The organism is Yoonia sp. 72, from assembly GCF_034652275.1.
In the GTDB taxonomy this organism is placed as follows: Bacteria; Pseudomonadota; Alphaproteobacteria; order Rhodobacterales; family Rhodobacteraceae; genus Yoonia.
In genome coordinates this window covers 1360089-1385282 of the sequence record NZ_JAXIWG010000001.1, presented here as the reverse complement: position 1 = coordinate 1385282, position 25194 = coordinate 1360089, and the positions used below count along the sequence as shown (strand labels likewise).

Annotated in this window: 22 protein-coding genes; 5 read left to right on the top strand and 17 right to left on the bottom strand. The window is 61.2% G+C overall.

Annotated features, from left to right (window positions below; all coding sequences use genetic code 11):
* Nucleotides 1–3 precede the first annotated feature (3 nt).
* From VCK47_RS06975 to VCK47_RS06945, 7 genes are all read right to left on the bottom strand, one after another.
* Nucleotides 4–936 carry a glyoxylate/hydroxypyruvate reductase A gene (locus VCK47_RS06975; protein ID WP_322889979.1) on the bottom strand — a complete coding sequence of 311 codons (933 nt, stop codon included), beginning with the start codon at nt 934–936 and terminating at the stop codon, nt 4–6.
* Nucleotides 936–2075: a rod shape-determining protein RodA gene (gene rodA / locus VCK47_RS06970; RefSeq protein ID WP_322889978.1), complete on the bottom strand. Its 1140-nt coding sequence runs from the start codon at nt 2073–2075 to the stop codon at nt 936–938. The genes VCK47_RS06975 and rodA overlap by 1 nt, the downstream gene beginning before the upstream one ends.
* The gene (gene mrdA, locus VCK47_RS06965) at nt 2072–4012 is read right to left on the bottom strand and encodes a penicillin-binding protein 2 (RefSeq protein ID WP_322889977.1); all 1941 of its coding nucleotides are present in this window, start codon (nt 4010–4012) and stop codon (nt 2072–2074) included. The genes rodA and mrdA overlap by 4 nt, the downstream gene beginning before the upstream one ends.
* The gene (locus tag VCK47_RS06960) at nt 4009–4548 is read right to left on the bottom strand and encodes a rod shape-determining protein MreD (RefSeq protein WP_322889976.1); all 540 of its coding nucleotides are present in this window, start codon (nt 4546–4548) and stop codon (nt 4009–4011) included. The genes mrdA and VCK47_RS06960 overlap by 4 nt, the downstream gene beginning before the upstream one ends.
* Nucleotides 4541–5473 carry a rod shape-determining protein MreC gene (gene mreC, locus VCK47_RS06955; RefSeq protein WP_322889975.1) on the bottom strand — a complete coding sequence of 311 codons (933 nt, stop codon included), beginning with the start codon at nt 5471–5473 and terminating at the stop codon, nt 4541–4543. Before mreC ends, VCK47_RS06960 begins: the two co-directional genes overlap by 8 nt.
* Nucleotides 5474–5497: 24 nt before the next feature.
* Nucleotides 5498–6535 (bottom strand): rod shape-determining protein, encoded by a 1038-nt coding sequence (locus VCK47_RS06950; protein ID WP_019954858.1) that lies wholly within the window; start codon nt 6533–6535, stop codon nt 5498–5500.
* Nucleotides 6536–6825: 290 nt separating this feature from the next.
* Nucleotides 6826–8382: a 2-isopropylmalate synthase gene (locus VCK47_RS06945; protein ID WP_322889974.1), complete on the bottom strand. Its 1557-nt coding sequence runs from the start codon at nt 8380–8382 to the stop codon at nt 6826–6828.
* Nucleotides 8383–8616: 234 nt separating this feature from the next.
* Between VCK47_RS06945 and VCK47_RS06940 the strand changes: the two genes are divergently transcribed.
* Nucleotides 8617–9282, top strand: coding sequence for an SDR family NAD(P)-dependent oxidoreductase (locus VCK47_RS06940; protein ID WP_322889973.1), 666 nt, complete (start codon nt 8617–8619; stop codon nt 9280–9282).
* A complete protein-coding gene (locus tag VCK47_RS06935; protein WP_322889972.1) occupies nt 9279–10802 on the top strand; it encodes a cryptochrome/photolyase family protein in 1524 nt (507 codons plus the stop codon). Before VCK47_RS06940 ends, VCK47_RS06935 begins: the two co-directional genes overlap by 4 nt.
* A 130-nt stretch (nt 10803–10932) precedes the next feature.
* Here VCK47_RS06935 and VCK47_RS06930 read toward each other — a convergent pair whose 3' ends face one another.
* Nucleotides 10933–11343: a hypothetical protein gene (locus VCK47_RS06930; protein WP_322889971.1), complete on the bottom strand. Its 411-nt coding sequence runs from the start codon at nt 11341–11343 to the stop codon at nt 10933–10935.
* Between the two features lie 214 nt (nt 11344–11557).
* Nucleotides 11558–12937, bottom strand: coding sequence for a 2-isopropylmalate synthase (locus VCK47_RS06925; RefSeq protein ID WP_322890043.1), 1380 nt, complete (start codon nt 12935–12937; stop codon nt 11558–11560).
* A gap of 176 nt (nt 12938–13113) precedes the next feature.
* Between VCK47_RS06925 and VCK47_RS06920 the strand changes: the two genes are divergently transcribed.
* Nucleotides 13114–14775 carry an NAD+ synthase gene (locus VCK47_RS06920; RefSeq protein WP_322889970.1) on the top strand — a complete coding sequence of 554 codons (1662 nt, stop codon included), beginning with the start codon at nt 13114–13116 and terminating at the stop codon, nt 14773–14775.
* Here the strand turns inward: VCK47_RS06920 and VCK47_RS06915 are convergent, their stop codons facing one another.
* A complete protein-coding gene (locus VCK47_RS06915) occupies nt 14776–15687 on the bottom strand; it encodes an MBL fold metallo-hydrolase (protein ID WP_322889969.1) in 912 nt (303 codons plus the stop codon).
* Between the two features lie 141 nt (nt 15688–15828).
* On the opposite strand from VCK47_RS06915, the gene gltX reads away from it, so the two are divergent.
* Complete coding sequence (gltX, locus tag VCK47_RS06910; RefSeq protein WP_322889968.1) at nt 15829–17148, top strand: glutamate--tRNA ligase; 1320 nt, start codon at nt 15829–15831, stop codon at nt 17146–17148.
* 2 nt (nt 17149–17150) lie between these two features.
* Here gltX and VCK47_RS06905 read toward each other — a convergent pair whose 3' ends face one another.
* Together VCK47_RS06905 and VCK47_RS06900 are read right to left on the bottom strand one after the other, a co-directional pair.
* Nucleotides 17151–19667, bottom strand: a complete 2517-nt coding sequence (locus VCK47_RS06905) for an ABC transporter permease (protein ID WP_322889967.1) — start codon at nt 19665–19667, stop codon at nt 17151–17153.
* Entirely contained in the window at nt 19664–20353 is a 690-nt protein-coding gene (locus tag VCK47_RS06900; RefSeq protein WP_322889966.1) for an ABC transporter ATP-binding protein, read from the bottom strand. The genes VCK47_RS06905 and VCK47_RS06900 overlap by 4 nt, the downstream gene beginning before the upstream one ends.
* Here VCK47_RS06900 and VCK47_RS06895 point away from each other — a divergent pair.
* A complete protein-coding gene (locus VCK47_RS06895; protein WP_322889965.1) occupies nt 20352–21038 on the top strand; it encodes an arylesterase in 687 nt (228 codons plus the stop codon). The genes VCK47_RS06900 and VCK47_RS06895 overlap by 2 nt on opposite strands.
* Before the next feature lie 54 nt (nt 21039–21092).
* On the opposite strand, the gene VCK47_RS06890 is transcribed toward VCK47_RS06895, so the two are convergent.
* From VCK47_RS06890 to ettA, 5 genes are all read right to left on the bottom strand, one after another.
* On the bottom strand, nt 21093–21302 hold the full coding sequence (locus VCK47_RS06890) for a cold-shock protein (protein WP_026352368.1): 210 nt from the start codon (nt 21300–21302) through the stop codon (nt 21093–21095).
* A 232-nt stretch (nt 21303–21534) separates the two neighbouring features.
* Nucleotides 21535–21741, bottom strand: coding sequence for a cold-shock protein (locus tag VCK47_RS06885; RefSeq protein WP_007205742.1), 207 nt, complete (start codon nt 21739–21741; stop codon nt 21535–21537).
* Between the two features lie 262 nt (nt 21742–22003).
* A complete protein-coding gene (locus VCK47_RS06880) occupies nt 22004–22666 on the bottom strand; it encodes a DarT1-associated NADAR antitoxin family protein (protein WP_322889964.1) in 663 nt (220 codons plus the stop codon).
* A complete protein-coding gene (locus VCK47_RS06875) occupies nt 22656–23198 on the bottom strand; it encodes a DUF7002 family protein (protein ID WP_322889963.1) in 543 nt (180 codons plus the stop codon). The genes VCK47_RS06880 and VCK47_RS06875 overlap by 11 nt, the downstream gene beginning before the upstream one ends.
* Nucleotides 23199–23281: 83 nt before the next feature.
* Nucleotides 23282–24937, bottom strand: a complete 1656-nt coding sequence (ettA, locus tag VCK47_RS06870; RefSeq protein ID WP_322889962.1) for an energy-dependent translational throttle protein EttA — start codon at nt 24935–24937, stop codon at nt 23282–23284.
* Between the last annotated feature and the right edge of the window lie 257 nt (nt 24938–25194).

Genomic DNA, 25194 nt, shown 5'->3' with positions numbered 1-25194 from the left:
ACCCTAATACCCCAGCCCGCGATCCACGACGTTCATAAACGGCAGACCCGCCTCGCCACGCCGGATGTTGTCGGCGATAATCTTCGCGGCAGTATCGGGCCGTGTAGTGGCTGCGATATGGGGGGTAACGGTGACGCGGGGATGCGTCCAGAACGGATGATCCGCGGGTAAGGGTTCGCGGCGGAAAACATCAAGCGTCGCATGTGCAACCTGCCCGCTGTCCAGCGCGGCCAACAGCGCGTCGTCGTCGATCAGCGGGCCACGACCGGGGTTGATCACGAAGGCACCTTTCGCCAGCAGCGCCAAAGTCTGCGCATTCAGGATGTTCTGCGTGTCCGCCGTCTGCGGCAATAGCGTCACGACGATCTGGGCACCGCGCAGCGCCTCTTGCAGGCCATCCGCGCCATGCAGGCAGCGCAGATGGGGCACATCTTTGGGGGACCTGCTCCAGCCTGTCACCAGAAAACCCAAGCCCGCCAGCGCCTGTCCGCAAGCCGCCCCCAGCGCGCCGATGCCAAGGATCGTGACAGGGCGTTCGGCGGCCAGCGGCGGGCTGATCCCGTCACGCCAGATGCCGTCCTGCCCAAGGATATGCGCGTCCATCCCCAGATGATGGCGCAACACATGGCCTGTCACCCATTCCACCATGCCGCGCGTCAGGCCCGGATCGACGAGCCTGCACAAAGGCTGGGTCAGCGTTGGGTTGTCCACGATGGTCTCGACACCCGCCCAAAGGCTCAGCACCGCCTTGGCCTTCACATAGGGCGCGAAATCGCGCAGCGGGCCGTTTGGTGCAAAAACGATGTAATCGGCCTGCTCGGGGGCGTGATCGCGCCCGAGATCTACCTCCAGCCCGACCTCGGCAAAAGCCTCTGACAGCGGGCGTTCATAATCGTCCCAGGCCTGCGGTTTGGCTGCGAAAAGAACCTTCAGCATCAGCGTGGCCTATGGACATGGGCGCTTTGCACCAGCCCAAAGGCGCCCATCAGCACCAGCATCGCCGATCCGCCATAACTCACCAGTGGCAACGGCACACCGACGACGGGGGCTAATCCCGTCACCATCGCCATGTTCACAGCGAAGAACAAAAAGAACGTCACCGCGATCCCCAGCGTCAGCAAGGCCCCGAACCGGTCCTTGTTGGACAGCGCAGAGGCGATGCAAAACAGGATGATCAAGGTGTAAAGCACCAAGAGCGTGATCGCGCCAACAAAACCGAATTCTTCGGCCAAAGTGGTAAAGATGAAATCGGTGTGCTTTTCGGGCAGAAAGTTCAGTTGCGACTGCGTTCCCTGCATGAAACCGCGCCCTGTCCATCCGCCCGAGCCTAACGCGATCTTGGCCTGTGTGATGTTATACCCCGCACCAAGCGGGTCGTTGGTCGGGTCAAGGAATGTATCGATCCGGCGAAACTGGTAATCCTGCAAAAGCTGCCATGCCGTCCCACGGCTTTGCAGGACTGCGACGATCAGGCCGACACCTGCGGTGACGACGGTTGCGAAATAGGCCCAATGCACGCCTGCCAGAAACATGATCGCCCCGCCGCCAATCAACAACAGCAAGGCCGTGCCAAGATCGGGCTGTTGCAGCACCAGCGCCACCGGCACAAGGATCACGATCACCGGCACCATCACCCAGAACGGGTGCGATTTACGGTCCAGCGGCAGCCAGTCGTAATAGGCGGCCAGAAACATCACCAATGTGATCTTGGTCAGCTCGGACGGTTGCAGGCGCATAAACCCAAGATCGATCCAGCGCTGCGCGCCCATGCGGACCTCGCCAAAGAGTTCCACGCCGATCAGCAGCAGGATCGACATGCCAAAGGCGACAAAGGACATATTCCGCCAGAACCAGATCGGCACCATCGCGACCACGATCATAACCATCAGCCCCAGCGCAAAGCGTTTCATCTGCGGCTCTACCCAAGGGTTGATCGATCCGCCGCCCACCGAATAAAGCATCAGGAAACCCGCACAGGCGACCGCGATCAGCAGCAAAACCAGCGGCCAGTTGAGATACAACAGCTTGCGCAGGCCGACCGGCACCGACTTGGTGTTGTATTCAAGATAGCTCATGCGCGGCCCTGGCTGCGGGTGCCTGCGGGGATACGGTCCGCGATCCGGCGCTGCTGTTCGGCGATCTGGTCACGCAGATTGCTGGGATAGGCCTCCAGCGGGGGTGGGCCGCCATATTGCGCCTGCAACAGGATGTCGCGCGCCACAGGGGCGGCTGCCGATGATCCGCCGCCGCCGTGTTCCACCACAACCGACACAGCATAGCGCGGATTGTCGAGCGGTGCGTAGCCCACGAAAAGCGCATGGTCACGGCGTTCCCACGGCAGGTCCTCGTTGCGGATCACGCCTGCGGCCCGTTCTTCAAGGGTGATGCGCCGCACCTGGCTGGTGCCGGTCTTGCCCGCCATCTTGCGGTCCTCTGCGACGATCCGCGATCCATAGGCTGTGCCGCGGTTGTGATTGCAGACAGCGTCCATTGACGCGCGGACCCGCCGCAAGGTGTTCTCGTTCAGGCCAAGACTTGGCCCGATCCCGCCGGGTTGCTCGACCCCGTCGATCAGCCGGATCAGGCGCGGTTTAATCTCGTGTCCGGTGGCAAGCCGCGCTGTCATGACCGCCAATTGCATCGGCGATGTCAGAACATAGCCCTGCCCGATCGAGGCATTGACGGTATCGCCGATCCGCCAGTTTTCGCCGCGCACGGTTGACTTCCATTCGCGGTCAGGCGCGATCCCTGTCGCCACTGCGGACAAGGGCAGGTCGTGGCGCACGCCAAGCCCCAGCTTGCGCGCCATTTCCGCCATCTTGTCGATGCCCACGCGCTGGGCCACGTCATAGTAATAGACGTCGCAGCTTTGCTTCATGGATTCGTGAAGGTTCATGTTGCCGTGGCCACCGCGTTTCCAGCAGTGGAAACGGATGCCGCTGATATCGGCGTGGCCGGGGCAGAACACGGTATCCTCGGGGCCGATCACGCCCGCCTCCATCGCAGCCAGCAGCGTGACCATCTTGAAGGTCGATCCGGGCGGATAGGTGCCTTGCACCGCCTTGGCCGCCATCGGGCGGTATTTGTTTTCCATCAAGGATTGCCAGTCCGCAACCGAAATGCCGCGCACAAACATGTTCGGATCGAAGGACGGCGAGGAGACGACCGCGCGCAGATCGCCGTTTTCAAGGTCGATCACCACGGCGCTGGCGGATTCGCCGTCCAGCCGCGCCTGCACATAGGACTGCAGCCGCGCGTCGATGGTCAGTTGCACGTCCTTGCCGGGGATGCCTTCCTGCCGGTCAAGCTCGCGCATGATTCGGCCTGCGGCGCTGATCTCGATCCTGCGGGTGCCGGCCTTGCCGCGCAGGTCTTCCTCCAGGCGGTTCTCGGCACCGGTCTTGCCGTATTCGAACTTGGGGATCTGCAGCAGCGGATCAGGATTTTCGATCTGGCTCAGGTCGTAATCGCTGACGGGGCCGACATAGCCCACGACATGGGCCATGTCTTCGCCCATCGGATAATAGCGGCTGAGGCCGACCTCGGCCTGCACACCCGGCAGAACGGGCGTATTAAGGTTGATCTGCGCGACATCATCCCACGACACCCGTTCCAGAATAGTGACAGGGACAAAGGGCGCACGGCGGCGCATTTCCTCGATCGCGCGGGTCAAGGCATCGGGGGGGATGTCGATGATCTCGGTCAGGCGCGCCAGCACCTGTTCGATATCGCCCGCATCCTCGCGCACCATCACGACGCGATAGTTCTGTTCGTTGGCGGCGATGGCAATCCCGTTGCGGTCAAAGATCATGCCGCGCGCGGGTGGCAAAAGCCGCATGCTGATCCGGTTCTCTTCGGCCAGCATCCGGTACTGGTCGGCCTGTTCGACCTGCATGTCGCGCAAACGGAACCCGATCGCCCCCATGATGCCAAGCTGCAGACCACCCACGACCAGCGCACGCCGTCCGATGATCCGAGAGCTGTTGATCACGTCCTTGGGGGACCGTTTCATGGTCTTTGTCCTATCTTTCGCATATCGCCGGGTGCCGGATGCGACACGCCGAACAGGTAGTACGCCACCAGTGCGACCAGCGGGTAGATCGCGACCGTGCCACCCAACTGCATCACTGTCAGCCCGAAAGGTGCTTGCGGTGTCATCACGATAGCAAGAACGATCCGGTTCGCCAATGTGATCGCGACAAGCCCCAGCCCGACAAAGGCCCATTCCGCGACAAAGGACATGTTGCGCAATTCACGGTGCCTTGTGCGGATCGCCTCGGTCAGCATGATGACAAGCGCCGCCCAAAGGCCGGGGGGCCGCTGAAACAGCAGATCGGTCATAAAGAACACCGCGGCCACGATATAGACAGGCAGATAGTCGGGCCTGCGCGCCACCCAGACGCAGGTCATGGCCAGCAGCAGATCAGGCGCCGCCCATGTCGCAGGTTCAAGGTTCAGCGGCACAAGCTGCGCGACCGCGATCATGCAGGCGAGCAGGACGAACACCACGCGTCGTGCCCATGTCGCAGAATCTGCGACCTCAGCCATCGGCAGCCTCGGCGGCCTCTGCCGTTGGAAGGGTAGCGGGATTGAGGGCGGACGGCCCGTAGACCTCTGGCATCGGGGTCAGCAGGCGGCCTGGATCGTTGATCACCTCGTGCGGGCGGGCACGCAGGACGCGCAGGAATTCCAGCCGCTGGTAATCGGCAGCCAGCCGCACCCGCAGTCGGTTGTCGGTGCCGAGTGCCACCTGTCCGACCAGCAGGTCGGCCGGAAAGACGCCGCCATCACCCGAGGACACGACCCTGTCGCCCGGCCGCACGACGGCGCGGTCCTCGAGAAACTCGATCAGCGGGTTCTGGGTGCTGTCGCCCGCAAGGATTGCGCGTTGCCCCGACGGCAGGATCGTGATCGGGATACGGCTGGAGGTGTCTGTCAGTAGCAGCACGCGGCTGGTTTCGCGGCCCACACCGGCGATCCGGCCCGCGAGCCCGATCCCGTCCATCGTTGGCCAGCCATCGATGATTCCGTCGCGCGCGCCGACGTTCAGCAGCACCGACTGGCGAAAGGGCGATCCGCTGTCTGTCATCACAACCCCGGTCACGAAGGTCAGTTTGGGGTCGATCCGCACATTGTTGAGATCGAGCAGCTTGGCGTTTTCCTGTTCCAGCTGGAGCGCGGCCTCGCGCCAAGCCTTCATCTGCTGCAATTCGCGGCGCAGATCCTGGTTCTGGGCAGCGAGCCGCTGATAGCTTTGGAAATCCGCGATCAGGTCGGCGGCGGCACTGACCGGCGCCATGACCCAGTCAAAGGATGGCAGCACACGGTCGATTACCGCCATGCGCAGCCGTTCCACCCGCGGGCTGTCGATACGCCAAACGGCGAACACCCCCAGAAGCGCAAGCACCAACACCCCCACCAGCAGATTGCGGACGGGAGCGATGTAGTTTTCGCTGGCTTTGTCGCGTGCCAAGGGGTGGATATCCTCAGGCCGTGGTTAGCTGTCGTAGTCGATCACATGACGCAGTTGCTTTTCGTATTCCAGCGCGCGCCCGGTCCCCAGCGCCACGCAATTTAGCGACTCGTCCGCGACCGAAATCGCAAGGCCGGTCTGTTCGCGCAGCGCCAGATCAAGCTGGCCCAGCAGCGCACCGCCCCCCGTCAGCATCACGCCACGGTCGACGATATCGGCGGCCAGATCGGGTGGGGTTGCTTCCAGCGCGGTCATCACCGCCTCGCAGATCTGCTGGACAGGTTCGGCCAAGGCTTCCGCCACTTGCGCCTGATTGATCTCGGTTTCTTTCGGCACACCGTTCAGCAGGTCACGGCCGCGGATCATCATCGACTGGCCGCGCCCGTCGTCGGGCATCCGCGCGGTGCCGATGCTGGTCTTGATCCGTTCGGCGGTGGATTCCCCGATCAACAGGTTATGCTGGCGACGCAGGTAGTTGATGATCGCCTCGTCCATCCGGTCGCCGCCGACGCGCACGGACCGCGCATAAACGATGTCACCAAGCGACAGAACCGCCACTTCGGTCGTACCACCACCGATATCGACGACCATGTTGCCGGTCGGGTCGGTGATCGGCATGCCCGCGCCGATGGCCGCGGCGATGGGTTCCGCGATCAGCCCCGCACGGCGCGCGCCTGCCGACAGAACCGACTGCCGGATCGCACGCTTTTCGACAGGTGTCGCTCCGTGCGGCACGCAGACGATGATCTTGGGTTTGCGGAAGGTGGACCGTTTGTGGACCTTGCGGATGAAATGCTTGATCATTTCCTCAGCGGTGTCGAAATCCGCGATCACACCGTCGCGCATCGGGCGGATCGCCTCGATGCTGCCGGGGGTGCGGCCCAGCATCAGTTTCGCATCCTCGCCCACGGCCAGCACTTTGCGCACGCCGTTCTTGACCTGATAGGCCACGACCGAGGGTTCTGACAGGATGATGCCCCTGCCTTTGACATAGACCAACGTGTTGGCCGTGCCCAAATCGATCGCCATGTCCGAGGAAAATATCCCGCCGAAGCCAAACATGATGTGGCCTTCCTATTCAAATTCAAAGATCCCGCGCCGTCCCGCTGCGCCCGGTTGGACGATGTTATAAAGACTGCGGGGCAGGGATAGAAGCCCCTCGTTTCCGACAAGCCGGCAGCATTGTGCCGGTTGCACAAATGCAATCCTGAGAGCCGAACTGACGGGGATTTGAGCGGAATAACCAGACTTTTCCGACATTCCCAAATTTGTGCCGTCCCGCCGGATAGCACAAACGCAACAGGCGGCCCCGTTGCGGGGGCCGCCTGTGTCTGTCATCCGAGTCGTTTGGCTCAGCTGTCCTTGTAGCTCACACCCTTGGTGTCATAGCCCGGCTGCGAATGCGCGCGACGCACCAGCAGACGGTTGAGCGCGTTGATATAGGCCTTCGCGCTGGCCACGACGGTATCGGTATCGGCGGACTGGCCGGTCGCGATGCGCCCGTCCTCTTCCATGCGCACCATCACGGTGGCCTGCGCGTCGGTGCCTTCGGTGACGGCCTGAACCTGATACAGCTGCAACCGCGCGCCATGCGGGAACAGCGCCTTGACCGCGTTGAAGGTCGCGTCCACCGGCCCGTCGCCCGTGGCCGTTGTCTTGGCATCGGTGCCGTCGATATCGAGCACCATATCCGCCTGCTGTGGCCCTTCGGTGCCACAGACAACACGCAGGGATTTCAGCTTGATCCGGTCATCGCCGCTGTCGTTCTGATAGACGAGCGCCATCAGGTCGTCGTCAAACACTTCCTTTTTGCGGTCGGCCAGATCCTTGAACCGCACGAACACATCGTTCAGCTGGTTATCGGCCAGATCGAAGCCAAGCTCTGCCAGCTTGGCGCGCAGGGCGGCACGGCCCGAATGCTTGCCCAAAGGCAGGCTGGTGCCCGACAGGCCTACATCCTCTGGGCGCATGATCTCGAACGTCTCGGCGTTCTTGAGCATCCCGTCCTGATGGATGCCGCTTTCATGGGCAAAGGCGTTCTTGCCTACGATCGCCTTGTTGAACTGCACGGCAAAGCCCGACACGGTGGCGACCCGGCGCGAGATGTTCATGATCTTGCGCGTGTCGATGCCCGTCTCGAATGGCATGATGTCGCCACGGATTTTCAGGGCCATCACGACCTCTTCCAAGGCCGTGTTGCCCGCGCGTTCGCCCAGACCGTTGATCGTGCATTCGATCTGGCGCGCGCCGCCGATGACAGCGGCCAGCGAATTGGCCGTCGCCATGCCAAGGTCATTGTGGCAATGCGTGGCGAAAATCACGTCATCCGCACCCGGAACGGTCGCGATCAGCCGCCGGATCAGGTCCGCACTTTCCGCAGGGGCGGTATAGCCCACGGTGTCGGGGATGTTGATCGTCGTTGCCCCCGCCTTGATCGCGATTTCCACGACGCGGCACAGGTAATCCCATTCCGTGCGCGTCGCATCCATCGGCGACCATTGCACGTCGTCGCACAGGTTGCGCGCATGGGTCACGGTGTCGTGGATGCGTTCGGCCATCTGGTCCATGTCGAGGTTCGGAATCGCACGGTGCAACGGCGAGGTGCCGATGAAGGTGTGGATGCGCGGGGATGAGGCGTGTTTCACCGCCTCCCAGCAGCGGTCGATATCCTTGTAATTCGCCCGCGCCAGCCCGCAGATCGTGGCGCGTTTGGCACGTTTGGCGATCTCGCTGACCGCATTGAAATCACCTTCGGAGGCGATGGGGAAACCGGCCTCGATGATATCGACGCCCATATCGTCGAGCAGTTCCGCGATTTCCAGCTTTTCGGCGTGGGTCATTGTCGCACCGGGGCTTTGTTCGCCGTCGCGCAGGGTCGTGTCGAAAATCAACACTTTGTCTTTGGTCATGTCACTATTCCTTTGATCTTTGGCAGGTATCGGCGCTGTCCCATCCGAGCGGTCGCGCCGACAGGCACGCTCAGGCGCTGCTAAGAATTAGCAGGGCGGGGGCAGTGCCGGATGTCTGTGCCATCGTGATCATGGGGTGGACTATACAAATCTGATCCGCGATGAAAAGCGCTTTGTTGCCTCAAAGCGGCGGGCGGGGCTGGTCGCGCGGGGCCCGCGGCCTACTCTCAGCGCATGAAGAACGCATTGATCATCGGCGCCTCGGGCGGCATAGGCGCGGCTGTCGCGCAGGAACTGGACGCGCGAGGGGTTGCGGTGACGCCGCTGTCGCGCCGCAAGGACGGGTTCGACGTAACCGATCCGGCCTCCGTCGAGCGGCATCTTGGCGCGCTGGAGAGGCCGTTCGATCTGATCTTTGTCGCGGTCGGTATTCTTGCGCCTGAAGGCAGCGGGCCGGAAAAGGCGCTGGCGGCCATCGACGCGGGCACGATGGCGCAGGTCTTGGCGGTCAATACCATCGGCCCTGCGCTGATCCTGCGGCATGTGCCGCGCTTGCTGGCGAAGGACGGGCCTGCTGTGACAGCCATCCTGTCCGCGCGCGTCGGGTCCATCGGTGACAACCAGATCGGCGGCTGGCACGCCTATCGCGCGTCCAAGTCGGCGCTGAACCAGATCATCCGCGGGGCCGCGATCGAGCTTGGGCGGTCGCATAAACAGGCCGCTTGCGTGGCGCTGCACCCCGGCACGGTGGAGACGCCTTTCACCGCCAATTATGCAGGCCGCCACAAAACCATGCCCGCACCCGAAGCGGCGGCGCATCTGCTGGCGGTGATCGACGGGCTGACACCCGCGCAGACAGGCCGGTTTTACGATTATGCAGGCGTAGAGGTCCCGTGGTGAGGCTGGTTCTGGTGCTGGGCGACCAGCTGTCGCCCAACCTGTCGGCTTTGCGCAAATGCGACAAGGCCAACGATGTGGTCGTCATGGCCGAAGTCGGTGACGAGGCGTCTTATGTCCCGCACCACCCCAAGAAGATCGCGTTCCTCTTCGCCGCGATGCGCAAATTCGCGGACCATCTGCGCCGCGACGGCTGGCAGGTCGCCTATACGCGGCTGGATGATCCCGCCAACACCGGATCAATCACGGGCGAGCTGATCCGGCGTTCCAGCGAATACAAGGCGGCGGGTGTCGTCTATACCGAACCCGGCGAATGGCGGTTGATTGCGGCGCTGGGGGATATGCCGATCAAATCCCATAGCTTGCCCGATGGCCGATTCATCGCGTCCCATGCCGATTTCGACGCTTGGGCCGAGGGGCGCAAACAGCTGCGGATGGAATATTTCTACCGCGACATGCGCCGCAAGACGGGCCTCTTGATGGATGGCGACCAGCCCGAGGGCGGCAAGTGGAATTACGACCACGACAACCGCAAACCGGCTCCCGACAGCGTGGATTACGCAGGGCCGATGCAGTTCACCCCCGATGACACGGTCGAGGAGGTGCTCGAACTTGTCGCGCGCCGTTTCGGCAACAATTTCGGCGATCTGCGCCCGTTCTGGTTTGCCACTGATACAGGCCAAGCCCGCCAGCATCTGGCGCATTGGATCAAGGGCGGGTTGCCCAAGTTCGGCGATTATCAAGATGCGATGCTGAACGATCACAAGTTTCTCTATCACGGGATTGTCGGGCTCTACCTCAACGCAGGCCTCTTGGACCCGCTGGAGGTCTGTCAGGCTGCCGAGGCTGCCTATCGCGACGGCCACGCGCCGCTGAATGCGGTGGAAGGCTTCATCCGACAGATCATCGGCTGGCGCGAATATGTGCGCGGCATCTATTTCCGCGAAGGGCCTGATTACGTCAGCCGCAACGCGCTGGGCCACAACCGCAAACTGCCCGCGATGTATTGGGGTGCGCCGACGAAGATGAACTGCATCTCCAAGGCCGTGGACCAGACCAAGACCGAGGCCTATGCCCACCATATCCAGCGCCTGATGGTCACCGGCAATTTCGCGCTGCTGGCGGGGATCGACCCTGCCGAGGTGCATGAATGGTATCTGGCGGTCTACGCCGACGCCTATGAATGGGTCGAGGCGCCGAACGTCATCGGGATGAGCCTTTTCGCCGATGACGGGATCATCGCATCCAAACCCTATATCTCGTCTGGCAACTACATCCATAAGATGTCGGATTACTGTGGCACCTGCGCCTATCGCGTGCAGGACAAGACGGGTGCGGATGCCTGTCCGTTCAACCTGCTTTACTGGCATTTCCTCGACCGGCACCGCGACCGGTTCAAAGGCAATCCGCGGATGGGCAATATGTACAGCGTCTGGGACAAGATGGACCCCGCCCGCCGCGATCAGGTGCTATCAGAGGCGGCGGAGTTCCTGTCGCAGATGGACGCGGGCGAGCGCGTTTGAGGGCGGGAAGGTCTGGCATCTTAATCAGTGTATGTTTTGACGCGGCAGAGATGTTGGCTATGCAGGGCGGAGTGGGCCTTTGATCAACTGCATGGAATGTCCTTTCCGACTAGCTTTCGGTCGAAAGTTTCTAAGACGCACTGAGCCTCAGGAAATCCGCTAGCGCCTCGGGCGGTCCAATCACTTCGCGTGTTTCGTGAGCTTTCTGAACACCTGAAAAGACAACCTCAACTGTCACATCATTGAATGAGATCGTCCAAAAACGAAGTTGCAGGGCTGTCCATCTAATTGTGCGCTCACTGCCGAAGACTTCTGTGAAGTCCCATGCCTTGGTAGGATATTCTGCGTCCCTCAACCCTTCAACATTAATGGGATTTTGTTCGAAGTGGACCACGTCAGAAAATCTAAGAATAGCAATGCCGCCGCCTGCCGCCGGCGCAATTTCGTAACATAGCAGAAGGTCACGACCGTCACTGAACAAGGCTGGATTTTCAACCGTTCCAATTAGAGGAAAGGACTCTTTTGGCGGTATGCCCTCCATGTATTCCTCGCGAAGCCACAGTCGATCTTAGAGTTAGCGTAGCGGACCGCTCAAACTGCAACAAGCTCGCATTGCTGCCATTCATGCAAGCCGCAGCATCCGGCAAGTAGGGCTCAAAGCTGCCCTCGCCTCTCCCACCGCCAAAAAACGCATCCTCACCATACGACAAAAGGCCCGGTCATCGACCGGGCCTTTTGTTTGTCTTGTGGCGGGATTACTCTGTCGTTTCCGACACAAAGGCCCCGTCCGACCACATTCCGGTGGCTTCCTGTCCTGTCGCATAGCGCATTGTGCCTTCGCCTTCGCGGCGGCCGCGCACGAAGTTGCCTTCGTAGACGTCGCCGTTGGCATAGGTCGCGATGCCGTAGCCGCTGATCTCGCCGTCCTGCCATGCGCCGGCATAGGTGAACCCGTCGGGAAGGGTGATTTCGCCTTGGCCGCTGCGCTGGCCGTTGACGAATTCGCCGACATAGACCGTGCCATCGGCATAGGTGGCGCGGCCTTGGCCGTTGCGCTGGCCGTCGGCCCATTCGCCCTCATAGACGTAGCCGTCGGAATAAGTCATCTTGCCTTGGCCGTGGTTCTTGGCGTTCAGGAATTCACCTTCATAGACCAGCCCGTTTGCGTAGGTCGCAACACCTGTGCCGCTGATCACGCCGGCGACCCATTCCCCTTCATAGGTCGATCCGTCGGGATAGGTGATCTTGCCGGTGCCGTCCGCCAGGTCATTCGCGAAAGTCCCGACATAGACCGACCCGTCGGGATAGGTCACCTCGCCCGTGCCAGAAATCTGGCCGCCGGCCCATTCACCCACATAGACATAGCCATCCGCGCCACGGAATGTGCCGGTGCCTTCGCGGCGGTCGTTGACAAAGCTGCCCTCATAGGTGTCGCCATTGGCATAGGTGATCCGGCCCTGACCTTCGCGGCGGCCAGCGACAAGCGTGCCCTCATAGACATCGCCATTGGGCTGGGTCAGCGTGCCTGTCCCCTCGATCTGGCCAGCGACCCATTCGCCGGTATAGACAAGACCGTCCGCCATAGTCAGCGTGCCGGTGCCATCGCGTTCACCCGCGCGCAGCGTGCCCTGATAAAGCGCGCCATCGGGATAGGTGATGCGGCCTTCGCCTTCCTTGACACCGTTGACCCATTCGCCCTCGTAGGAATAGCCGCCGGGGCTGGTCATGATGCCGATGCCGTGGTGCATCGCATTGCGGAATTCCCCCTGATAGACGACGCCATTGGCATATTCGGCCACGCCGTTGCCGGTGATGTTGCCATCGACCCAGTCGCCTTCGAACGTGCCGCCATCGGCGAATGTGATCTTGCCCTGACCTTCGGGTTTGCCTGCGACAAAGCTGCCTTCATAGACCGATCCGTTGGGAAAACGCGCGACACCCTGGCCGCGGATTTCGCCTGCGACCCATTCGCCGGTGTATTCATAGCCGTTGGGCAACCGGTAGGTCCCGGTCCCGTCTTGCAGGCCATCGACGAAAGTGCCTTCATAGATGCCGCCATCGTCATATTGCTTTGTCTGGACCTCCTGCGCCTGCGCGCTGACGGCAAACCCTGCCACCAACAGGGTCATGACCATGCTTTGTGGTAAACCAAACGTCTTCATTCTCGTCTCCGATCCCTGAGGTTGGCGCAGCTTAAAAGAGGCACCGCCACCTGACAACGGTTAACAAGGCAAAGGCGGCAAATGTCGCCATTGTTCTTTCCCCCGCGGTCTGTTCTGCTACATGACTGTCATCGCAATGGGACAAAACTATGACACGCACCTTTCGCCTGACCATGGCACAGCTCAATCCGACGGTCGGCGATCTGGCAGGCAATGCGGCCCTTGCGGCCGAGGCTTGGGCGGCAGGCAAGGCGGCGGGTGCCGATCTGGTGGTTTTGCCGGAAATGTTCCTGACCGGGTATCAGACACAGGATCTGGTGCGCAAACCGGCCTTTGTGGACGATGCCGCGCGCCATCTTGATGCGCTGGCGCTGGCTTGCGCAGATGGGCCTGTTCTGGGCATCGGTTTGCCGATGTTCGAGGGCGACAGGCTTTACAACTGCTATGTCTATCTGGCCGACGGCAAAATCGGCGCACGTTTTCGCAAGCATTTCCTGCCCAATTTCAACGTCTTCGACGAGGTCCGCCTGTTCAAAAGCGCCGATATCTCTGGCCCCGTCACGCTGGCGGATGGCCCGCGTATCGGCACCCCCATCTGCGAGGATGCATGGTACCCCGATGTCTGCGAAACCATGGTCGAAAGCGGGGCGCAGATACTGGTCGTGCCCAACGGGTCGCCCTATTTCCGCGACAAGTACCAGATCCGGTTGCAGACGATGATTGCGCGCGTGGTCGAGAACGACGTGCCGCTGGTCTATCTCAACATGATCGGCGGGCAGGACGACCAGATGTTCGACGGCGGGTCTTTCGTGCTCAACCGCGGTGGCAAGCTCGCTGTGCAGCTGCCGGTCTATGACGCCGCGATCACCCATGTGGATTTCGAGGACACCGGAGACGGCTGGGTCGCCCTTGACGGCCCCAAGGCGCTGTTGCCCGACAGTCTGGAACAGGATTACCGCGCCATGGTCGAGGCCTTGCGCGACTACATGCGCAAGACCGGTTTCAAGAAGGTGCTGCTGGGTCTGTCGGGCGGGATCGATTCGGCTATCGTCGCGACCATCGCGGTTGATGCGCTGGGCGCGGACAATGTGCGCTGCGTGATGCTGCCGTCGGAATACACCTCGCAGGCGTCGCTGGATGATGCCGCCGCTGCGGCGCGAGCCTTGGGCTGCCGCTATGACACTGTCAGCATCGCAGGACCGCGTGGCGCCGTGACCGAAGCGCTGGCGCCCCTGTTTGGCGACCGGCCCGCCGATCTGACCGAGGAGAATATCCAGTCGCGCATCCGTGGCCTGCTGCTCATGGCGCAATCCAACAAATTCGGGGAAATGCTGCTGACCACCGGCAACAAATCCGAGGTCGCGGTGGGCTATGCCACGATCTATGGCGACATGGCGGGCGGCTATAACCCCATCAAGGACATGTACAAAACCCGCGTTTTCGCAACCTGCCGCTGGCGCAACGCCAACCACCGTGACTGGATGCAGGGGCCTGCGGGCGAAGTGATCCCTGTCGCGATCATCGACAAGCCGCCATCAGCCGAACTGCGCCCCGATCAAAAGGACGAGGACAGCCTGCCGCCCTATGACGTGCTGGACGGTATCCTTGCGATGTTGGTGGATGGTGATGCGTCCGTCGCTGAGTGTGTCGCGGCGGGCTATGACCGCGAGACGGTCAAAAAGATCGAACATCTGGTCTATATCAGCGAATACAAACGCTTTCAGGCCGCCCCCGGTGTGCGGCTGTCGGATCGCGCCTTCTGGCTTGACCGGCGTTACCCGATCGTCAACCGCTGGCGCGATCCAAGCTGATCAGATCAGCTGATAGGAATGCGGCACGAAATGGAACGTGTCGTCCGCGCGGGTGTCGATAAAGCCAAGCCCCGGGAACGGCATGTGATAGCCGATCAGCGGGATCCGGTCGGCAGCGGCCATGCCCATGATGCGGCGGCGGGTCGCGGCGGCGGCGGCCTTGTCCATATCGAAGCGGACTTCCCAATCGGGATACGCCACGGACCAGACATAATGGTTGGCGGTATCGGCCATCAGGAACAACTGCGACCCGTTGCTTTCCAGCATATAGCCCATGTGGCCGGGCGTATGGCCAAAGGCCGCCATCGCGGTCACGCCACCGCGCACGGCATCGCCGTCACCAAGGAAGCTCATTTTTTCGGCTAGTGGACGGACCTTGGCCTCGAACCCGTCGTTTCCGGCGGCGGCCCAATGGTCGAACTCGGCCTGACCGGTCAGATAGGCGGCATTGGCAAAGGTTTCGGCACCGGCCTCATCGGTCAGACCGCCGATGTGGTCGCCGTGCATATGGGTGATGACGACATGGGTGATCTGGTCGGGGGTGTAGCCGGCACCGGCCAGTGCCGCGATGATCCCTGCGGCATCGTTGCCGGTGTCGAACAGGATGACTTCCGATCCGGTGTTCAGCACGGTCGGCGTAAAAAAGAACTGCGCCGCATCGGTCGGGATGAAGTTTTCCGCGCTGACTTCGGCAAAAGTATCGGCATCGACATTCATGCCGAAAATCTCTTGCGGGTTTTCAACGCGGCGGCTGCCGGACAAAAGGGTGGTCACCCGGAAATCGCCCAAGGTGAAATCGCGGTGCGTGGGCAGGGTGGCAGTGGCGGCCTGTGCCTGCACCAGCGATGGGGCAGTGGCGGCCAGCGGCAGGGCGGCCCCTGACAACAGGGCCTGACGACGGGAAATCAGCATGACGATATCCTTCATTGGTTAAGGTGACGCAGAGTTAGCCCCCGCGCCCCTGCCAGCAACCAACGGTTTTGTGATCGCCCTGCCTTGCATGGACAAAACGCCCCCGACATGACAAAGCGTGCCGCAACAGGAGTATATCGCATGACCACGACAAGATTCGCCCCATCCCCTACCGGCTGGCTGCATATCGGCAACCTGCGCGCGGCTTTGTTCAACTATGCGATTGCACGGCAGAACGGCGGCACCTTCGTTTTGCGGATCGACGACACCGACCCCGAACGGTCCAAGGATGAATACGTCGAAGGCATCAAGGCCGATCTGACATGGCTAGGCCTGACATGGGACCGGATGGAATACCAGTCGCGCCGCATGGACCGCTACGCCGAAGCCAAGCAGCGGCTGATCGACATGGGCCGACTATATGAATGCTTCGAGACGCCTGTGGAACTCGACCTCAAGCGCAAAAAGCAGCTGAACATGGGCAAGCCGCCGGTCTATGACCGCGCAGCGCTGGCCCTGTCCGAGGATGAAAAGAACACTCTGCGTGCCGAACGCGGATCGCATTGGCGGTTCAAGCTGGACCAGCATCGGATCGAATGGACGGACGGGATCATCGGTGACATTTCCATCGACGCGGCTTCGGTCAGTGATCCGGTCCTGTTCAAGAATGACGGGCAGATCCTGTATACACTCGCCTCGGTGGTCGATGACGTGGAAATGGGCATCACCGATATCGTGCGCGGATCGGACCATGTGACCAACACCGCGACGCAGATCCAGATCATTCAGGCGCTGGGCGGCACCGTGCCCCGCTTTGCGCACCATTCCCTGCTGACCGGACCCAAGGGCGAGGCGCTGTCAAAACGCCTTGGCACCCTGTCCCTGCGCGATCTGCGCGCCCAAGGCATCGCACCGCAGGCGATCCTCTCGCTGATGGCGCGGCTTGGCTCTTCCGATCCCGTCGAATTGCGCGCCAATGTGGCCGAGGTTGTGGCCGGTTTCGATCTGTCGAAATTCGGATCTGCCCCGACAAAGTTCGACGCCGACGACCTTGGCCCGCTGACCGCGCGCTATCTGGCCACGCTGTCGGCGGATGATGTGGCCGATGTCCTGACATCGGCTGGCGTGCCGTCCGACCTGCGCGTGCCGTTCTGGACGCTGGTGCGCGACAACATCGCGACGCTGGACGACGTGGCCGGCTGGTGGGCGATGTTCCGCGACGGGGCGACGCCGCTGGTAGGCGAGGAAGACCGCGATTTCATCGCCAAGGCGTTGTTCCTGCTCGATAACCCGCCCTACACAGCGGACACTTGGGCGAACTGGACCGCGCTCGTCAAAGACGAGACTGGCCGCAAGGGCAAGGGCCTGTTCATGCCTTTGCGCAAGGCGGTCACGGGCCTTGAACGCGGGCCGGAAATGGCCGACGTGATGCCGTTGCTGCAGGTCAAACCCAAGCTCTGACGCTATTCCCGCGCGCGGAGCACGCGTGCGGGTTTCGCCGCCAAGGGGCGCAGGGCAAACGCCAGCCCCGCCAGCAGTGACGCCATGATCCCGCCCCCGATAATCAGCAGGGCATTGGCCCAGATCACCGTATAGCTCGTGTCCATGATAAACGTAGCCACGGCCCAGCCCCCCAGAATCCCCGCGCCAAGTGCGACCACCCCCGCCGCCAGCCCCAGTAAGGCAGACCGCAGTGCAAAGCTGGCAAGGATACTGCGCCGCGACGCGCCCAGCGTTTTCAGCACGGCGGCTTCATAGGTGCGCGTGCGTTCGCCCGCCGCTGCCGCGCCGATCAGCACCAGAAAGCCCGTGACCAGCGTGATCAGCGCGCCATAGCGCGTCGCCGCCGACAGCCCGCCGACAAGCGCGATCACTTGGTCGATCGCATCGCGCACGCGGATCGCGGTGATATTGGGATAGGCGGTGGCGAGATCCCGCAGGATCGCAGCCTCGGCCTCGGGCGTGGCATAGACGGTGGAAATCCAGCTGTGCGGCGCGCCTTGCAACGCGCCTTGGTTCATCGCCAGCACGAATCCGATGCCCGCATCTTCCCAGCTGACATTGCGGAAACTGGTGACTTCGCCGGTGATGTCGCGCCCAAGGATGTTGATCGTCATCGTATCGCCCAGTTGCAGGCCGATCTCGGCAGCTTCCTCGGCGGCGAAACTGATCTGGGGCGGGCCGTCATAGCCTTCGGGCCACCATTCACCTGCGGTAATCTCGGTTCCCGACGGCTGTGCATCGGCATAGGTCACGCCGCGATCACCGCGCACGACCCAATGACCGCCCGCGAATTCGGTCGCGGGGATGCCGTTGATCTGGGTGATGATGCCACGCAGCATGGGTGCTGTGTCATAGCGGCTGACGGCTTCGTCCTGATCCAGCCTGTCGCGGAACCCGCCGATCTGGTCGGGCTGTATGTCGACGAAGAAATAGCTCGGAGCCACCGCAGGCAGGTCATCGGCAAAGGCCGAGCGCAGGTTGCCGTCGATCTGCCCGACAGCCGCCAGCACCGTCAGCCCCAAGCCTAGCGATAGCACGACAGAGGTGGATTCCCCCCCGCGCGCCCCGATTGACCCCAGCGCCATGCGCAGCGCTGTGTTGCCCCGTGCCGCCAGCCGCGATTTGCGCGCGAACCAGCGGATCAGGGCGGCGGCGAGGATCAGGATCAGCAGCGATCCGGTGATCCCGCCTGCGGTCCAGAGCGTCAGGAAAACCGTACCGGAGAACCAGACAGCCGCCCCGATCAGCAGCGCCACAAGCCCTGCGATCACCACCAGATAGGCCGCGCGCGGCAGGGCGCGTGACGCGCCGAACGCATCGCGGAACAGGGTCGCGGCGCGGATATCCTCGGTCTTGGCCAAGGGCCAGAGGGTGAAGATCAGCGCCGCCAGTACCCCGTAAACTGCTGCCTCAACTAAAGGTGCGGCATAGATGGTGAAGACCGCAGGCACCGGCAGGCGCGCTTCGATCAGCGGCGCGAACAGCACCGGCAGACCCGCCCCAAGGATCAGGCCCAGCGTCACGCCTGCCAGCGTCAGCACGCCGATCTGGATGAAATAGGTCAGGAAAATCGTTGACCGCGTCGCCCCGAGCGTTTTGAGCGTGGCAATCACGCTGGTCTTGCCCGCGAGATAGGCCCGCACCGCCGCGGACACGCCGACACCGCCCACCGCCAGCCCCGACAGGCCGACAAGGATCAGGAACGCCCCGATCCGGTCCACGAATTGTGCGGCCCCGCCCGCACCGCGCCTGCTGTCGCGCCAGCGCAGGCCTGCGTCGCGGAATTGATCCTCGGCCTGCTGTTCCAGTGCCGCCAGATCGGCACCTTCGGGCAGGTCCAACCGGTATTGCGTGGAAAAGAGCGTGCCTTCCACGATCAGACCGGACCCATCCAGACTGTCTGTCAGCACAATGGTGCGCGGTCCAAGACCAAAGCCTGCGGCGGCATTGTCCGGGAACCGCTCAAGGATCGCGCGCAGGGTAAACTCCGCCTCGCCCAGCCGGAAGGTATCGCCCGGCACCAGCCCCAGCCTGTCGGCCAGCACCCGTTCCATCACCCCGCCCTGATCGGCCAGCGCCTGATCCAGCGGCATGGCAGGGTCCAGCTGCACCGCACCGACCAGCGGATAGACATTATCGACCGCGCGGATCTGTGTCAGTCCGCGCTCGGTCGTGCCGTCACGGTCCACTACCGCCATCGAGCGGAAATCGACGGTTTCGGAAATCCGGTCCGCGATACCGTTCAGAAAGGCCAGTTCTTCCTCGCGGGCAAAGCGGTAGGTGAATTCGACCTCGGCATCGCCGCCCAGAAGGGCGGCCCCATCGCGGACCAGCCCCGCCTCGATCCCTGCGCGCACCGTGCCGACGGCGGCAATCGCCGCGACACCCAAGGCAAGACAGGCCAGAAACACGCGAAAGCCGCGCAAACCACCGCGCAGTTCGCGCAAAGCGAAACGTGACGCGATGCGCAAGGTCATTCGGCGGCCTTTGCCAGCGTGTCGATCCGGCCGTCGCGCAGGTTCACCACGCGGTCGCAGCGCGCAGCCAGTTCATTGGCATGCGTCACCATGATGAGCGTCGCGCCATGCCGGTCGCGCAGGTCGAACAGCAGGTCGATGATTGCCGCCCCGTTGGTGGCATCGAGGTTACCTGTCGGTTCATCCGCGAGCAAGATCTTGGGTCGTGGCGCAGAGGCGCGCGCCAAGGCCACCCGCTGCTGTTCGCCACCCGACATCTGGCTGGGGTAGTGGTTGATCCGGTCGCCAAGGCCCACGGCGCGCAATTCGGCCTCGGCGCGGGCAAAGGCATCGCGCACGCCCGCCAGTTCCAGCGGTGTCGCGACGTTTTCCAGCGCGGTCATTGTCGGGATCAGGTGGAAAGACTGGAACACCACCCCCATATTGTCTCTACGAAAGCGGGCTAACTGGTCCTCGTTCATCGCTGTCAGGTCCTGGCCAAGCGCCATGATCCGCCCCGATGTCGCCTGTTCCAGCCCGCCCATCAACATGAGGAGCGACGACTTGCCCGACCCACTAGGCCCGACCAGACCCAAAGTTTCCCCCTGCCTGACCGTCAGCGATATGTCGTGCAGGATATCGACCCGCCCCGCATTGCCGTCGAGCGACAGGTTGGCGTCGGTGATGGTCAGAACGGGGTCGGTCATGCGGCAAGCCTTTGGTCACGGGGTTAAATCTGGATATGGGGCAATCCACGCCCTGCGCAACCTGAGCGGCGCGGTTTTGCTGACAATGACGGCGGCCCATGCCGAAACGGTGACGATCGCGGCCTTGGGTGACAGCCTGACCGCCGGTTACGGGCTGGATCAGGGGCAGGGCTTCGTGCCGCAGCTTGAGCAATGGCTGCGCGATCAGGGGGCGGATGTGACCATTATCAACGCAGGCGTGTCGGGTGATACGACCGCAGGCGGCCTCGCGCGGGTTGGGTGGACCCTGACTCCGGATGTAGATGCGATGATTGTTGCCTTGGGCGGCAACGACTATCTGCGCGGGTTGGACCCCGCTGTCAGCCGCGCCAACCTGGATGCGGTTCTTGCTGCGGGGCAAGAGGCGGGGGTCGCCATGTTGCTGGTCGGGCTGGAGGTCGGTACGAACTACGGACCGGACTTCAAGCGGGATTTCGAGGCGAACTATGTAGAGCTTGCAACCAGCTATGGTGTCCTGCTTTATCCGGACATGTTTGCAGGTATGCGGGCCGCCGCAACAAATGAAAGCGACGTGCGCGCCTTTATGCAAAGCGACGGCATCCACCCCAGCGCCGCGGGGGTGGCGCTGATTGTCGCGGATATCGGCCCGGCGGTGCTGGAGCTGGTCGCGGACCTGCCGCAATAACGGCCACCGGATGTTACCAACCGGAAGCCTGATCGCGCGGCGAGAATGCCTGGCTTAGTCGGCCAGCGTCAGGTTGACAGCGCTTTCGCGACCGTCACGGCTGGCTTCGATGTCGAAGTTGACCTTCTGGTTGTCCTTCAATCCGGTCAGCCCGGACCGTTCGACAGCAGAAATATGAACGAATACGTCTTTTGATCCACCGTCGGGTGCGATGAAACCATAGCCTTTGGTGGTGTTAAACCATTTGACAGTGCCTGAAGCCATGTCCTTGTCTTCCTTATGTTTTTCCGCTCGCATTGTGCAGCGGACCGGCTCGGTCAACGTAAGATCGATGGACTGGGCCGAAAGGAGACAGTGGTCGATTTATTAACGTCGCGGTATCATGTTGCCATGATCTGCCGCAAAATCAACACAATTTGGAAATTTGGCCATTCACGGCTGGCCATTGCCGAAAAAAACGGCGCGCAGATATGCGCGCCGTTTCAAAATCGAAAGCTTATGCGAGCGCGAGGTTGATCGCGGATTCGCGGCCATCACGGCCGGATTCGATGTCGAAAGTGACCTTCTGGTCATCTTTCAGGCCGGTCAGGCCGGAACGCTCGACAGCGGAGATGTGGACGAACACGTCCTTGGATCCGCCTTCAGGAGCGATAAAGCCGAAGCCTTTTGTTGCGTTGAACCACTTTACGGTGCCATTGGCCATCGTATTATTCCTTTTTTGTGCTGCCCGCGAGATTGCGACAGCGCGGCTTAGTCAGAACTTGATCGAGTGACTGTGGCCGAAAGGAGAACAGTGGGTCGAAAAGAATAACGTTTGCAGGCCCTACATGGGGCCTGCCCCGCGATAAAGCAAGGAAAACTTTGCAACCATGCGTTTTGCGCGGCGGGGGGATGGGCTAAAGAGCGCTACTTCCTCTGAGGTTTTTGCGGCTGAGGCTGGACGGATTGCCAGACCAAGGTATGCACTAGAGGCCGTCCTCGCGCTGCGACATCTCCAGCATATTCTGAAATTTTTTGAAGTCCTCAACACAATCGCTTGCGACGTTGCGCGCGGAGAGTGCATGAAATTCTGCCACGGCTCGACCTTGACAGTTGATCGACTTGTCGGGCGTGAACTCAATGTCAGAGTAGGCTGCATAGTCCAAATTTTTTCTTATCCATCCTTCGTGCGGCGCGATCGCGCGAAGATAGAGCCAGTCATAAAAAGCGTTTTTCGGCTCAGTTGGGTAGTCAATGTTCTCGAAATTGAACGCGATAATCTCGCCTCTACCAAGGCTTCTGATAGCTCGTTTTGCTTCGAATGGATCTACGTCCATCAACATTTTGTGCTGTCCTGACTGGGCAAATACCTTGGCGCTTTGGTACACGCTTTCCAGTGGCTTCATGACACCACTGACTGCAATTTTTAAGTTGAACGCGGATAGCCTGCGCCCAACTTCGTCGGGAGACTTGGTGGAGATTTCCAGCACAGGATGGATTCCGAGCCTTTTCGCTTCAGCATGCAAGGCGGCAATATTTTTCTGCTTTTGAGATAGAGCAAACCCGCCATGCCAACGGATTTCGATAGGAACGACCTCTACCAAGGGTCCGCGCTCGGTTCGCGGCACGAAGATTGGTCTAGTCGCCAAGCTTGCTCTTTCCAATAATAAAATCTTTCGGCACACGTTTTGGCACCAGTAACTCATACCTATGAACAGGGGTTAGCCGTTCACGAATGACAGGATCCCTCCAGTCTGCCCATGAATATAAAATGCCAATGTCCATGTCATCTATAGCTTCGCTTATCGGTCTAACTACCGCGTTGTGTGCATTTGCGATCCCAAGTGACAGTCTAACTCCTTCTACTAAGAGAATTGATGGGTTAATCCAAAGTACCACTTGGTCAGTGTGACGATCGTCCTTCCGGCATTCGTGGGCCATTGGGTGTTGGTCGGTGAAGCTGAGTGAGACATCATCATAAATGCCGCGTTGTTCGTCGAGTGTGCGGCTTACATCGTTTCCACCCGGCCTTGTTGCTGTCAAATTTCTTGCGACAAGCTCAGCCTTCGAAAGCAGCCCATGTTTGCGAATACTGTCTAAATTGGTGGTGTCTGTGAAATGATAAAGACTTTTCCACCGCCGGCCATTTTTTATCGCTGTGATTAGTTCTGCAATGTTCATCGGTTACTCCTTGAGGTGCAATCTGTCGATTTTGCACCTCAAGGTTAATCATGCAACATTTTTACGCGCATAGGTGGTTTTGTTCACCGCACGAATTTCTTGTGCTTCATCCGCTTGGGTTCCAGCGCATCGGCCCCCAGACGCGCCTTCTTGTCTTCTTCGTAATCGGTGAACCCGCCCTGGAACCATTCGACATGGGCGTCGCCTTCGAAGGCCAGAATATGCGTGCAGATCCGGTCGAGGAAGAAGCGGTCGTGGCTGATGACCACGGCGCAGCCTGCGAAATCGACAAGCGCATCTTCGAGCGCGCGCAGGGTCTCGACGTCCAAGTCGTTGGTCGGCTCGTCCAGCAGCAGCACGTTGCCGCCGGATTTCAAGAGCTTGGCCATATGCACGCGGTTACGTTCACCGCCCGACAGCAGGCCAACCTTTTTCTGTTGGTCGCCGCCTTTGAAGTTGAAGGCCGAGCAATAGGCGCGGCTGTTCATCTGCGCGTCACCCAGCACGATGATTTCGGCACCGCCGGTGATTTCTTCCCAGACGGTGGCGTCAGGGCTCAGCGCGTCGCGCGACTGGTCGACGTAGGACAGCTTGACCGTATCGCCATAGGTGACCGTGCCTTCGTCAGGCTGCGTCTGGCCTGTCAGCATCGAAAACAGCGTGGATTTCCCCGCACCGTTCGGCCCGATCACGCCGACGATCCCGCCGGGCGGAAGATCAAAGGTCAGATCCTCGATCAACAGCTTGTCGCCCATCGCCTTTTTCAGGCCTTCGACCTCGATCACCTTGCTGCCCAGACGGGGACCGTTGGGGATGATGATCTGCGCGCGGCCCATCTTTTCGCGTTCGGACTGATTGGCCAGATCGTTATAGGCGCTGATCCGCGCCTTGGATTTGGCCTGCCGTGCCTTGGCACCCTGCCGCATCCATTCCAACTCGCGTTCCAGCGTGCGCTGTTTGGATTTGTCTTCCTTGGCTTCGCGTTCCAGCCGCTTGGCTTTGGCTTCCAGCCAGCTGGAATAATTGCCTTCATGTGGGATGCCCGACCCACGGTCGAGTTCCAGGATCCAGCCCGTGATCGCATCAAGGAAATAACGGTCGTGCGTCACGATCAGGATCGTGCCTTTGTAGTCGATCAAATGCTGTTGCAGCCAGGCGATGGTTTCGGCGTCCAAATGGTTGGTCGGTTCGTCCAACAGCAGCATGTCGGGGGCTTCGAGCAGCAGTTTGCACAAAGCGACGCGGCGCTTTTCACCGCCCGACAGCGTTGTCACATCGGCATCGTCAGGGGGGCAGCGCAGCGCCTCCATGCTGATGTCGATTTGCGCATCCAGATCCCACAGGTTCTGCGCGTCGATCTCGTCCTGAAGCTGCGCCATCTCGTCGGCGGTTTCTTCGGAATAGTTCATCGCCACTTCGTTGTAGCGATCCAGAATGGCCTTTTTGCCTGCCACACCAAGCATGACGTTTTCACGCACGGTCAAGTTGGGGTCGAGTTCGGGTTCCTGCGGCAGGTACCCTACACGCGCGCCTTCGGCAGCCCAGGCTTCGCCCACGAAATCCTTGTCCTGACCCGCCATGATCCGCATCAGCGTGGATTTACCCGTGCCGTTGACGCCGACCACGCCGATTTTCACGCCGGGCAGAAAGTTCAGGCGGATGTTCTCGAACACCTTTTTGCCGCCGGGATATGTCTTGGACACGCCGTCCATGAAATAGACGAATTGATAGGCTGCCATTGGCGCTGCTCCGCTGTTCTGATCAGGATCAGCCTTGTCGATAACGCAAGCCCGCGCGGGGGGCAATCGGTCTTGCAGGACAGGACTGCTGGAAGAGGGGCAAAGCGTTTGGACTGTCAGAGTGATAAATTGCCACCGTTTCGGATTATCAGCTTTACCCTACGTAGCCTTTTCTCCTGAAAATACTTCACAGGCCAGATTTTTTCCCAAAAGCCGGATGTAGTCCCTAAGGTTGTGGCAGGCAGGCACCCGAACCT

Bases quoted from the DNA above. Each gene is read 5' to 3' on its own strand.
- ettA (WP_322889962.1), bottom strand. From the start codon at position 24,937: ATGGCAGCCTATCAATTCGTCTATTTCATGGACGGCGTGTCCAAGACA.
- VCK47_RS06885 (WP_007205742.1), bottom strand. From the start codon at position 21,741: ATGGCCAATGGCACCGTAAAGTGGTTCAACGCAACAAAAGGCTTCGGC.
- VCK47_RS06875 (WP_322889963.1), bottom strand. From the start codon at position 23,198: ATGAACATTGCAGAACTAATCACAGCGATAAAAAATGGCCGGCGGTGG.
- VCK47_RS06950 (WP_019954858.1), bottom strand. From the start codon at position 6,535: ATGTTTGGCTTCGGCGGGATATTTTCCTCGGACATGGCGATCGATTTG.
- VCK47_RS06975 (WP_322889979.1), bottom strand. From the start codon at position 936: ATGCTGAAGGTTCTTTTCGCAGCCAAACCGCAGGCCTGGGACGATTAT.
- VCK47_RS06920 (WP_322889970.1), top strand. From the start codon at position 13,114: ATGACACGCACCTTTCGCCTGACCATGGCACAGCTCAATCCGACGGTC.
- VCK47_RS06960 (WP_322889976.1), bottom strand. From the start codon at position 4,548: ATGGCTGAGGTCGCAGATTCTGCGACATGGGCACGACGCGTGGTGTTC.
- VCK47_RS06915 (WP_322889969.1), bottom strand. From the start codon at position 15,687: ATGCTGATTTCCCGTCGTCAGGCCCTGTTGTCAGGGGCCGCCCTGCCG.
- VCK47_RS06895 (WP_322889965.1), top strand. From the start codon at position 20,352: ATGCGGCAAGCCTTTGGTCACGGGGTTAAATCTGGATATGGGGCAATC.
- rodA (WP_322889978.1), bottom strand. From the start codon at position 2,075: ATGAGCTATCTTGAATACAACACCAAGTCGGTGCCGGTCGGCCTGCGC.
- VCK47_RS06900 (WP_322889966.1), bottom strand. From the start codon at position 20,353: ATGACCGACCCCGTTCTGACCATCACCGACGCCAACCTGTCGCTCGAC.
- VCK47_RS06905 (WP_322889967.1), bottom strand. From the start codon at position 19,667: ATGACCTTGCGCATCGCGTCACGTTTCGCTTTGCGCGAACTGCGCGGT.
- VCK47_RS06945 (WP_322889974.1), bottom strand. From the start codon at position 8,382: ATGACCAAAGACAAAGTGTTGATTTTCGACACGACCCTGCGCGACGGC.
- VCK47_RS06930 (WP_322889971.1), bottom strand. From the start codon at position 11,343: ATGGAGGGCATACCGCCAAAAGAGTCCTTTCCTCTAATTGGAACGGTT.
- VCK47_RS06925 (WP_322890043.1), bottom strand. From the start codon at position 12,937: ATGGTCATGACCCTGTTGGTGGCAGGGTTTGCCGTCAGCGCGCAGGCG.
- VCK47_RS06890 (WP_026352368.1), bottom strand. From the start codon at position 21,302: ATGGCTTCAGGCACTGTCAAATGGTTTAACACCACCAAAGGCTATGGT.
- gltX (WP_322889968.1), top strand. From the start codon at position 15,829: ATGACCACGACAAGATTCGCCCCATCCCCTACCGGCTGGCTGCATATC.
- VCK47_RS06940 (WP_322889973.1), top strand. From the start codon at position 8,617: ATGAAGAACGCATTGATCATCGGCGCCTCGGGCGGCATAGGCGCGGCT.
- mrdA (WP_322889977.1), bottom strand. From the start codon at position 4,012: ATGAAACGGTCCCCCAAGGACGTGATCAACAGCTCTCGGATCATCGGA.